At 69.7% G+C, this 9,445-nt stretch carries 7 protein-coding genes and 1 pseudogene; 4 read left to right on the top strand and 4 right to left on the bottom strand.

Features of this window, described 5'->3' with window-relative positions:
* The first annotated feature begins 140 nt into the window (after window positions 1-140).
* From ADL01_RS01840 to ADL01_RS01830, 3 genes are all read left to right on the top strand, one after another.
* Complete coding sequence (locus ADL01_RS01840) at window positions 141-1,106, top strand: zinc-binding dehydrogenase (RefSeq protein ID WP_053740075.1); 966 nt, start codon at window positions 141-143, stop codon at window positions 1,104-1,106.
* Window positions 1,107-1,226: 120 nt separating this feature from the next.
* Window positions 1,227-1,436 (top strand): helix-turn-helix domain-containing protein, encoded by a 210-nt coding sequence (locus tag ADL01_RS01835; RefSeq protein WP_019058236.1) that lies wholly within the window; start codon window positions 1,227-1,229, stop codon window positions 1,434-1,436.
* Entirely contained in the window at window positions 1,436-2,005 is a 570-nt protein-coding gene (locus ADL01_RS01830; RefSeq protein WP_053740074.1) for a Clp protease N-terminal domain-containing protein, read from the top strand. Before ADL01_RS01835 ends, ADL01_RS01830 begins: the two co-directional genes overlap by 1 nt.
* Window positions 2,006-2,021: 16 nt before the next feature.
* Here ADL01_RS01830 and ADL01_RS01825 read toward each other — a convergent pair whose 3' ends face one another.
* The 3 genes from ADL01_RS01825 to ADL01_RS01815 all read right to left on the bottom strand — a co-directional run bounded on the left by ADL01_RS01825 (window position 2,022) and on the right by ADL01_RS01815 (window position 4,339).
* A complete protein-coding gene (locus tag ADL01_RS01825; protein WP_053740073.1) occupies window positions 2,022-3,116 on the bottom strand; it encodes a helix-turn-helix transcriptional regulator in 1,095 nt (364 codons plus the stop codon).
* Between the two features lies 1 nt (window position 3,117).
* A complete protein-coding gene (locus ADL01_RS01820) occupies window positions 3,118-4,026 on the bottom strand; it encodes a DUF4097 family beta strand repeat-containing protein (RefSeq protein ID WP_053740072.1) in 909 nt (302 codons plus the stop codon).
* A gap of 130 nt (window positions 4,027-4,156) precedes the next feature.
* Complete coding sequence (locus ADL01_RS01815) at window positions 4,157-4,339, bottom strand: DUF6104 family protein (protein WP_003961784.1); 183 nt, start codon at window positions 4,337-4,339, stop codon at window positions 4,157-4,159.
* A gap of 374 nt (window positions 4,340-4,713) precedes the next feature.
* Here ADL01_RS01815 and ADL01_RS45625 point away from each other — a divergent pair.
* Window positions 4,714-5,210: pseudogene (locus ADL01_RS45625) on the top strand (IS200/IS605 family accessory protein TnpB-related protein); the annotation flags it as partial.
* Window positions 5,211-5,385: 175 nt separating this feature from the next.
* Here ADL01_RS45625 and ADL01_RS01810 read toward each other — a convergent pair.
* Entirely contained in the window at window positions 5,386-9,171 is a 3,786-nt protein-coding gene (locus ADL01_RS01810) for a multifunctional oxoglutarate decarboxylase/oxoglutarate dehydrogenase thiamine pyrophosphate-binding subunit/dihydrolipoyllysine-residue succinyltransferase subunit (protein ID WP_053740071.1), read from the bottom strand.
* Between the last annotated feature and the right edge of the window lie 274 nt (window positions 9,172-9,445).

Genomic DNA, 9,445 nt, shown 5'->3' with positions numbered 1-9,445 from the left:
TGAAAAGGGGGGGGGGGGGGGGGGGGGGTGGGGTGGAAAACGTGACCTGGGCTGGGCGGGCCTTGGGGAAACTCGACAGGGCGTGTGTCACAGCGTCGACTCGTTCCCTCGGGGCTGTGTCGGCGCCTATCGTCAAGGTCATGTTCGCTGCCTACGCCGCCCGTATCGACCCCGACCACCCGCTCAACGGGCTGGAGTTGGGTGACCGTCCAGCCCCGGAGGCGCGCCCCGGCTGGACGACCGTCGACGTCAGAGCCGCCTCGCTCAATCACCACGACCTCTGGTCCCTGCGCGGAGTCGGACTCCCCGAGGACCGCCTCCCGATGATCCTCGGCTGCGACGCCGCCGGCATCGACGCCGACGGCAACGAGGTCGTCCTGCACTCCGTCATCGGCCAGACGGGTCACGGCGTCGGTCCCAGGGAACCTCGTTCCATCCTCACCGAGCGCTACCAGGGCACCTTCGCCGAACAGGTCGCCGTACCGGCGTGGAACGTCCTGCCCAAGCCCAAGGAGCTCTCCTTCGCGGAGGCCGCCTGCCTGCCCACGGCCTGGCTCACGGCGTACCGCATGCTCTTCACCAACGCGGGCGTGCGCCCCGGTGACTCGGTGCTCGTGCAGGGCGCCGGCGGTGGTGTCGCGACCGCCGCGATCGTGCTCGGCAAGGCGGCGGGGCTGCGTGTGTTCGCCACCAGCCGGGACGAGGCCAAGCGGAAGCGGGCGGTGGAGCTGGGCGCCGTCGAGGCGGTCGAGTCCGGGGCGCGGCTGCCGCAGCGCGTGGACGCCGTGATCGAGACGGTCGGGGCGGCCACCTGGTCGCACTCGGTCAAGTCGCTGCGGCCCGGCGGCACGCTCGTCATCTCGGGGGCCACCAGCGGTGACCGACCCTCGCACGCCGAACTGACCCGCATCTTCTTCCTCGAACTCAAGGTCGTCGGCTCGACGATGGGCACGAAGGACGAGCTGGAGGACCTGCTGTCCTTCTGCGCCACCACCGGCGTACGCCCCGTCATCGACGAGGTGCTCCCGCTGGACCGGGCCCGCGAGGGCTTCGAACGCCTTGAATCCGGTGACCAGTTCGGCAAGATCGTCCTCACCACCTCCTGAACCAGTACGTCCTGACCATCAGCACGTACATCTCCCTGCGGCGGGCCCGGGTTTCCGGGTCCGCCGTTCGCGTGTCAACTGGGGTTGACATGCGTCAGGGTGTCAATCTAGGTTGACATCATGACCGAAGCAACAGATCTCGCCGAGCGCGCGGGCGACCGTGACCCGCGGGTCGGGCTGCGGGCCGTCTCCGCGCTGCGGAAGCTGGTCGAGCAGTTGGAGGCCGTGCAGGTGCGCAGTGCGCGCAATCAGGGCTGGTCGTGGCAGGAGATCGCCGCGGAACTCGGTGTCAGCAGGCAGGCCGTGCACAAGAAATACGGGAGGCAGTGATGTTCGAACGGTTCACGAGCGATGCGCGCGCTGTGGTGCAGGGTGCCGTCGAGCACGCGGAGCGCGTCGGCAGCCGGTCCGTCGGCGCCGAGCACCTGCTGCTCGCGCTGCTCGACCGTGAGGCGAGTCGGGCCTCCTTCGCGCTGGCCTCCCTCGGGCTCACCGACCGCAAGGAGCCGGTGAGGGAGGCTCTGGCCGACGCCCGCCGCCGCGCCGGTCTGTCCCAGGCCGAGGCCGACGCGCTCGCCGGGCTCGGTATCGACGTGTCCGACATCGTCTCCCGGGTCGAGGAGGTGCACGGCGTCGGCGCGATGTCCGGCGACCGTCAGGACAGGGGTCGGCTCTGGGGGCGTCGTCCCTTCGGCCGGGACGCCAAAGAGGTGCTGGAGAGTTGCCTACGCATCGCGGTGGCCCACGGTGACCGCCGTATCGGCGACGAGCACCTCCTCCTCGCCCTCGCCGCCCGCCCCGGCGTCCCCTCGGAAGTCCTCGCCGATCAGGGAGTCACCTACGAGGCCCTGAGCCGGGTGCTGTACGGCGAGGGAGAGGGGGAGGCGAAGGCCGGCTGAGGGGGGAGGTGCTGCCCTACGCCCTCGGTGTCCGCAGCGCTGCCTCCGTCAGGGCTGCCGCCGCTGACAAGTGGCGGCGGATCTCGTGGAGTTGGGGTTCCGTGACGCCCTGGTCGCGGGCCGTGTCGCGGATGTCGTCGCGGAAGCGGTCGAGGAGGCGGTCCAGGTCGCGGGCCGGGTCGCCGGTGGACTTCTCGTGGGCCCAGGGTGGCTCGTAGCCGGCCGGGAAGTCCGGGGGAGTGTCCGTGTACTCCGGGTGCTCCGGTTCGCGTGTCGTGGAGGTGGAGGTCGTCGGGCCGCCGGGGCGCGTGAAGCCGAAGTCCGACCCGAGGTTCTTGCCGATGTCCTTCCCGAACTCGCCGAACTCCTTGGCCAGTTCGGTCAGACCCTCCCGGACTCCCGTCGGCCAGTCGCCCCTGCTGAAGTGGTCCTGGACCTGTTCCTGGACGCGCCTGGCGATGCGCTGCACCTCCTCCTGGGCCTGGGCGCGGGCGTGGTCCTGGGCCTCCTTGGCCTGGCGCCTGGCCCGCTGGGCCTCCTCGCGGGCCCGGCGGCTCTCGTCCTTCGCGCGCCGGGCCTGCTCCTTCCACTCCTGCTTGGCACGCCGCATCTCCTCCTTCGCGGCGCGCCACGCCTCCTTGTCGCCGACGTCCGCGTCGTCCCCGTACTCCCCGTTGTCCGTGTGCTCTGCGAACGGAGCGTTCCGCGTGCTGCCGGGGCCTCTGCGGGCCTCGCTCGCCGCCGCGCGCACCTCCCGGCGCAGGTCCCCCGCCGCGCCCCGGACGTCGGAGCGGATCTCGGCGGCGAGTTCGGCGACCGAGTCGCGGATCTCCAGTTCCAGGTCGGCCAGTTCGCCACTGCGGTCGGCCAGTTCGGCGCGGCCCGCGTCCGTGATGGCGTACACCTTGCGGCCGCCCTCGGTGGTGTGCGTGACCAGGCCCTCGGCCTCCAGCTTGGCCAGGCGGGGGTACACGGTGCCCGCCGACGGCGCGTACAGACCCTGGAAGCGTTCCTCCAGGAGGCGGATCACCTCGTAGCCGTGGCGGGGTGCCTCGTCCAGCAGCTTCAGCAGGTAGAGGCGCAGACGGCCGTGAGCGAAGACGGGAGGCATGTCAGAGCACCTTCTTGTTCGTCGGGCCGGAGTCGCCCCCGGGGGCGGGTCGGCTCTCGGTCTCGGGAGCCGGGGTGGAGTCGGTCGGTTCGTCCCCCTGCTCGGGGCGGCGGAGCAGAGCGATCGAACCGGAGACCGTCGTCGCCCGCAGCTTGCCCGTGCCCGCGCCGAGGCGGCCCGTGACCCGGTGGGCGCCCCACTGGCCGTGGACGCGAAGGTCGTCGAAGGCGTTCGAGATCTTGCCGCTCGCCGTGTTCGCCTCCACCTCGGCGTCCGCCGGATGCGGGAGCCGGATGGCGATCTCACCCGAGACGTTCGTCAGCTGCACGTCCGTCGGGCCCTCCGGGTCGAGGTCGACGATCATGGAGCCGCTCACCGACTCGGCGCGCACGGAGGGCCCGGAGCCCTCGACCACGGTGAGGTCGCCGGAGACGGAGTTGAAGCGCAGGTCGCCGGTGACCGCCTGGGCCTCCAGGCTGCCCGAGACCGTGTCGGCGCGGACGGGGCCGGAGAGGCCGACGAGTGTCGTGTCGCCGGTGACGCCCTTGACCACCGTGGGCCCGTTGACCCCCGAGACCACGGCGGCGGCGCCGACCACGCCCACCTCGACGCGGGTGTCGGCCGGGACGGCCAGGGACACCACGGCGGTGCGGCGCCAGCCCTTGCGGTCCAGCCACTTCAGGAGGCCTTTCCAGGGCAGGTCCTCGTAGGCCACCGTCAGGACTCCGTCCTCCTGGGTCACCAGCAGAGGTGGGCCGTCGATTTCGGAGACCTCCAGGCGGGCGGAACCGTCGTCGGTGCCCACCACGTTCACCGTTCCGTTGACGATGCGTACGTGCAGGCCCGTGACGGGCTGGTCGAAGGTGAGCTTGCCGGGCTCCTTGACGGACCACTCGGACGTCGTGGACATGATGCGGACCCCCTGGTGAACGGACAGGCTGAACAGTCGGGAAGGGCGACAGGGCGCAACGCGCCATATCGCGTCTTCCGCTATTCACGATATATCGCGCTCACGGGAAGTCAAGACACCCGTTCGGGGACTACTCGTCCTCGTCCTCGTCGTCCAGTCGGGCCAGCCAGGTCGCCAGGCGCTCCACCGGTACTTCGAAGTCGGGGTTGAGGTCGACGAACGTGCGCAACTGCTCGGCGAGCCACTCGAAGGTGACCTCTTCCTCGCCGCGCCGCTTCTCCAGCTCTTCGATGCCTCGGTCGGTGAAGTACACGGATGTTCTCCTGGGCTGATGGGGGACTCTCGGAGTCCGGTTGTCGTGCCCCTTCAGGTTATGCGCACGGATCAGGGGCCCTGCCTGCCGGAACCTCACTGACCCTCCCCGCGCGCGTGCTCGTGCGGGCGCAATGGCATCACCTGTATTCACCAGGTTCGGGGGTTTGGAGCTGGTGCCGTTGGAGTGCGTTTAAGAGCGTTCTGGTGGGCGGGAGTGAGTGCTGCGGGTCTGTGCCGTGTTGCGGGCCTCGGCAGAGGGGTCGGTTTTGGCTGGGAACTGACGTTCTTTCGTCGAATGCGTGACCTTCCCGGGTGGTGCTCGTTTCCCATGCCGACGGGTTCTTCGGGTGGGGGTCGGGCGGGGGTGACGGGGTGGGAGAGCTGAGGAGCATCGCGGCGCCGTTCGTCGCGTCCGGGCCGTCCGGTGTGGCCGTCCGGACCGCCTCAAACACCTGACGTCGGACGATGAGAAGGTACTGCGTCTGGTGGGTGCGTATCTGGGGTCGCTGGCTTGGAGGGATCTCAAGGCGCGTTGCCGGGACGGCCTGTCGCATTCCGGGGAGGCGTGGGCGGGGCTGGCCCGGCGCTGTCAGTTGGCGCACCTCCGGAACCTGGAAGCTGGCGTCCGCACCATCGAGCACCGGCTGTCCCTGCCGGTCGGGCAGAAGGGGACCAAGAAGGCGCCCGGGGGTTACCAGTCCCAGCGGGAGTGGCATACGAAGTCCCGGCGGCTGCCAGTGCTTCAGGACCGGCTGGCTGCCGCGCGGGCCGACCGTGAGGCCGGCATCGTGCACGTCGTGCGGGGCGGCAAGCGCCTGGCCCGTGCCCGGCAGCACCTGGAGGCGGCCCAGCTCACCGAGGGCGAATGGCTCACTCCCGCTCAGCCCCTAGGAACGGTTGTGGATCCGCAACGGGACGCGGGAGAAGAACACCGACTGGGTCAGGCAGTTGGGTGTCTTCTACGACCCACCCGGCAGCGCATGACGAAGGGCCCGGCACCGGATCGCTCCGGTGCCGGGCCCTTCCTGTCGTACTGCCGGAGGCTTACGCCTCGAACACCTCACGCACCAGCTGCTCCTGCTCCGCCTGGTGACGCTTCGCCGAACCCACCGCCGGGGACGAGCCCGCCGGGCGCGAGATGCGCCGCAGCCGCTCGCCGTGCGGGATGTCCGCGCCGACCGCGAGGTCCAGGTGGTCGATCAGGTTGAGGGCGATGAAGGGCCACGCGCCCTGGTTCGCCGGCTCCTCCTGCGCCCACAGGTACTTCTCGGCGTTCGGGTACTTGGCGATCTCCGCCTGGAGTTCCGCACCCGGGAGCGGGTACAGCCGCTCGATGCGGATGATCGCCGTGTCCGTGGTGCCGCGCTTCTTCCGCTCGGCCTCGAGGTCGTAGTACAGCTTGCCGGCGCAGAAGACGACCTTGCGGACGTCGGCCGCGGCGGCGGACTCGTCGCCGATGACCGGGCGGAAGGCGCCCGTCGTGAACTCCTCCGTCTTCGACGCGGCGGCCTTGAGACGCAGCATCGACTTCGGAGTGAAGACCACCAGCGGCTTGTGGTGCGGGTTGTGCACCTGCCACCGCAGGAGGTGGAAGTAGTTCGACGGCAGCGTCGGCTGAGCGACCGTCATGTTGTTCTGGGCGCACAGCTGGAGGAACCGCTCGATGCGCGCGGACGAGTGGTCCGGGCCCTGGCCCTCGTAGCCGTGGGGAAGCAGCAGCGTGACGCCGGACGTCTGGCCCCACTTCTGCTCCGCCGCCGAGATGTACTCGTCCACGACCGTCTGCGCGCCGTTGACGAAGTCGCCGAACTGCGCCTCCCACATGACGAGCGCGTCGGGGCGGGCCAGCGAGTAGCCGTACTCGAAGCCCATGACCGCGTACTCGGAGAGCAGCGAGTCGTAGACGTTGAGGCGGGCCTGGTCGTCCGAGAGGTACTGCAGCGGGGTGAAGTCCTCGCCGGTGACCCGGTCGATGAGGACCGCGTGCCGCTGGCCGAAGGTGCCGCGTCGGGAGTCCTGGCCCGAGAGGCGCACCGGGGTGCCCTCGAGGAGCAGGGAGCCGATCGCGAGCGTCTCGCCCATGCCCCAGTCGATCGTGTCGTCCTCGATCATCGACGCCCGGCGCTGCAACTGCGGGAGCAGACGCGGGTGGACGGTGACGTGGTCGGGGATGTTGACCTGGGACTCGGCGATGCGCTTGACGACCTCCTGGGAGACCGCGGTCTGCACGGCCACCGGGAACTCGGCCTGCGGGTCGCCGGCCAGGGCCTGGGCCGGGGCGGAGATGGCCTCGCGGACCTCCGTGAAGACCTTCTCCAGCTGGCCCTGGAAGTCCTGGAGCGCCTGCTCGGCCTCTTCGAGGGTGATGTCGCCGCGACCGATGAGGGACTCGGTGTAGAGCTTGCGCACCGAGCGCTTCTTGTCGATCAGGTCGTACATCAGGGGCTGCGTGAACGCCGGGTTGTCCGACTCGTTGTGACCGCGGCGGCGGTAGCAGATGAGGTCGATGACGACGTCCTTGTTGAACGCCTGGCGGAACTCGAAGGCCAGCCGTGCGACGCGGACGACGGCCTCGGGGTCGTCGCCGTTCACGTGGAAGATCGGCGCCTCGATCATGCGGGCCACGTCGGTGGCGTACATGGAGGAGCGCGACGACTCCGGGGCGGCGGTGAAGCCGACCTGGTTGTTGATGACGATGTGGACCGTGCCGCCGGTGCGGTAGCCCCGCAGCTGCGACATGTTGAGGGTCTCGGCCACCACGCCCTGGCCCGCGAAGGCCGCGTCACCGTGCAGGGCGACCGGGAGCACCGTGAAGTCCGTGCCGCCCTTGTTGATGATGTCCTGCTTGGCGCGGGCGATGCCCTCGATGACCGGGTCGACCGTCTCCAGGTGGGACGGGTTGGCGGCCAGCGAGACGTTGATCTGCTCGCCGTCCAGGCCCGTGAACACGCCCTGGGCGCCCAGGTGGTACTTCACGTCGCCGGAGCCGTGCATCGACTTCGGGTCGAGGTTGCCCTCGAACTCCCGGAAGATCTGGGCGTACGACTTGCCGACGATGTTCGCCAGGACGTTCAGCCGGCCGCGGTGGGCCATGCCGATGACGACCTCGTCGAGGCGCGACTCGGCCGCGCTGTCGATGACGGCGTCGAGGAGCGGGATGACCGACTCGCCGCCCTCGAGCGAGAAGCGCTTCTGGCCGACGTACTTCGTCTGCAGGAAGGTCTCGAAGGCCTCCGCCGCGTTCAGGCGGCGCAGGATGCGCAGCTGCTCCTCGCGCTCCGGCTTGGAGTGCGGGCGCTCGATGCGGTCCTGGATCCACTTGCGCTGCTTCGGGTCCTGGATGTGCATGAACTCGACGCCGGTGGTGCGGCAGTACGAGTCGCGCAGCACGCCGAGGATGTCGCGCAGCTTCATCAGGGACTTGCCGGAGAAGCCGCCGACCGCGAACTCGCGCTCCAGGTCCCAGAGGGTGAGCCCGTGCTCGGTGATGTCCAGGTCGGGGTGCTTGCGCTGGCGGTACTCCAGCGGGTCGGTGTCGGCCATGACGTGGCCGCGGACCCGGTAGGAGTGGATCAGCTCGAAGACGCGGGCGGCCTTCGTGACGTCGTCGTCGTGCGAGGCGTCGATGTCCTTGAGCCAGCGGACCGGCTCGTAGGGGATGCGCAGCGCTTCGAAGATCTCGTCGTAGAAGCCGCCCTCGCCGAGCAGGTAGTTGGCGACGACGCGCAGGAACTCGCCGGACGCGGCGCCCTGGATGACCCGGTGGTCGTAGGTCGACGTGAGCGTCATGACCTTCGCGATACCGAGCTTGTTCAGGGTGTCCTGGGACGTGCCCTGGAACTCGGCCGGGTAGTCCATGGAACCGACGCCCATGATGACCGACTGACCGGGCATCAGGCGCGGGACCGAGTGAACGGTGCCGAGGCCGCCGGGGTTGGTCAGGGAGACCGTGACGCCGGTGAAGTCGTCCATCGTCAGCTTGCCCTCGCGGGCGCGGCGGACGATGTCCTCGTAGGCCTGCCAGAACTCGAAGAAGTTCAGCGTCTCGGCCTTCTTGATGCCGGCCACGACGAGCTGGCGGTCGCCGTTGGGCTTCACCAGGTCGATGGCCAGACCGAAGTTGACGTGCGCCGGCTTGACGAGGGTCGGCTTGCCGTCCTTCTCCGCGAAGGAGTAGTTCATCGACGGCATGGCCTTGATGGCCTGCACCATCGCGTAGCCGATGAGGTGGGTGAAGGAGATCTTCCCGCCCCGGGCACGCTTCAGGTGGTTGTTGATGACGATGCGGTTGTCGAAGAGCAGCTTCACCGGGACCGCGCGCACGGACGTGGCCGTGGGCACCTCGATCGAGGCGTTCATGTTCTTCGCCACGGCCGCGGACGGGCCGCGCAGCGTCACGAACTCCGGGCCGTCCACGGCCTGGGGCGCGGGCGCGGGCTGCGGCTTGGCGGCGGCCGGCGCGGGCGCCGCCGCTGCGGGCTTGGCGGCCGGAGCGGCGGCCGGTGCGGCAGCGGCGGGCTTGGGAGCCACCGCCGGAGCCGGCGCCGGGACGACCGGGGTCACGGGAGCCGCGGGGGCGGCCGGGGTCGGGGTGGTCTCTGCGGCCCCCGCGGCCGCAGTACCCGCCGTAGCCGTGGGAACGGCGGCCGCTCCGGGCTTGTAGTCGGCGAAGAAGTCCCACCAGGCACGGTCTACGGAATTCGGGTCCTGGAGGTACTGCTGATAGATCTCGTCGACGAGCCACTCGTTGGGTCCGAACGCAGCCGCAGGGTTACCTGCGGGTTCGTCGGTCGAGATGCTCGATGAGTTACTGGGGGACTGTGGCGACACGGCGGCAACCGCCCTCTTCCGCTTCACATGGTGGCTTCACAAGGTGATGGACAGCGGGAATCAAGGCTACGCCCCTGTGGCCGAAAGGTCAGTCCGGGCCCCTGCAACGTCGCGTAAGTCACATCGAGAATCGGGTTTCGGGGCGCGAAATGGCGGGAAACAAGCGGGGTTCCGGTCCGAATGAGACACGTGAGGGATGCGCAAACTATCGACCGGGCGCACCAAATGCGCGGGCCTGTGAGCAATCACACGTGTCCACGCGCGTCCGTCAGCG

The organism is Streptomyces sp. NRRL WC-3618 (genome assembly GCF_001280005.1).
Lineage (GTDB): Bacteria > Actinomycetota > Actinomycetes > Streptomycetales > Streptomycetaceae > Streptomyces.
This window is presented reverse-complemented; position numbering and strand designations above follow the sequence as displayed.

Excerpts from the sequence above, each read along its gene's own strand:
- ADL01_RS01840 (WP_053740075.1), top strand. The coding sequence starts at position 141 with ATGTTCGCTGCCTACGCCGCCCGTATCGACCCCGACCACCCGCTCAAC.
- ADL01_RS01825 (WP_053740073.1), bottom strand. The coding sequence starts at position 3,116 with ATGCCTCCCGTCTTCGCTCACGGCCGTCTGCGCCTCTACCTGCTGAAG.
- ADL01_RS01820 (WP_053740072.1), bottom strand. The coding sequence starts at position 4,026 with ATGTCCACGACGTCCGAGTGGTCCGTCAAGGAGCCCGGCAAGCTCACC.
- ADL01_RS01835 (WP_019058236.1), top strand. The coding sequence starts at position 1,227 with ATGACCGAAGCAACAGATCTCGCCGAGCGCGCGGGCGACCGTGACCCG.
- ADL01_RS01830 (WP_053740074.1), top strand. The coding sequence starts at position 1,436 with ATGTTCGAACGGTTCACGAGCGATGCGCGCGCTGTGGTGCAGGGTGCC.